The organism is Streptomyces beijiangensis (assembly GCF_017315755.1).
Classification (GTDB): domain Bacteria; phylum Actinomycetota; class Actinomycetes; order Streptomycetales; family Streptomycetaceae; genus Streptomyces; species Streptomyces beijiangensis.
Genome location: NZ_JAFLRJ010000929.1, coordinates 1 through 683 on the forward strand (window position 1 = coordinate 1; position 683 = coordinate 683).

Below are 683 nucleotides of genomic sequence, written 5' to 3' on the forward strand. Positions count from 1 at the left end.
CGCGCCGCCGAGGGGGATGTACCGCCCCTGCGGGTTGTAGTGCAGCGCCTCCTTCATCGTCATCCCGCGCGCCAGGCCCGCGACCTCCTCCAGCGTGCAGCCGGGGCGCATCCGCAGACCGCCGCTGGAGACGCCGCGCACCAGGCGGTCGACGACCAAGTGGCCCTGGTGGCCGGTGACATGGTCGGTCCAGGTCAGGGAGATGAGAGGGGTGGTGGTCATACGGCGGACTCCTCGGGGACGGTGATCAGGGTGGGGCCTGGGGTGGTGAGGGCGCGCGTGAGGACGGCGGCGAGTTCGCCGGGGGAGCGGACCACCACGCCGCGGCCGCCGTAGGCGCGGGCCAGTGCGGGCAGGTCGACGCGGGGGAGGTCGACAGCGGTGGGGGTGTCGCCGCGGGCGGCCATCTCGTCGCGGATCTCGCCGTAACCGCCGTTGTCGAACACGACGACGGGCAGCGGCAGTCCGAGCTGCGCCGCGGTGGCCAGCTCCTGGACGGAGAACTGCAGTCCGCCGTCCCCGCTGAGCGCCACCACCTGCCGTTCGGGGCAGGCGGCCCTGGCGCCGATCGCGGCGGGCAGCGCGTACCCGAGCGTGCCGAAGCCGGTGGGGTGCAGATAGCGGCCCGCGGGGCGGAGCGGGAGGTGCGGGAGCGCGCCGTAGTAGCAGCACTGGTGCAGCAG

Annotated in this window: 2 protein-coding genes; both read right to left on the reverse strand. The window is 74.5% G+C overall.

What is annotated here, in order from left to right; genetic code table 11:
* A partial coding sequence (locus J0695_RS39915; RefSeq protein WP_277990104.1) for a Glu/Leu/Phe/Val dehydrogenase dimerization domain-containing protein occupies positions 1 to 222 on the reverse strand: 222 nt, incomplete at its 3' end.
* A partial coding sequence (locus J0695_RS39920) for a thiamine pyrophosphate-dependent enzyme (protein ID WP_242553767.1) occupies positions 219 to 683 on the reverse strand: 465 nt, incomplete at its 5' end. The genes J0695_RS39915 and J0695_RS39920, both read right to left, overlap by 4 nt.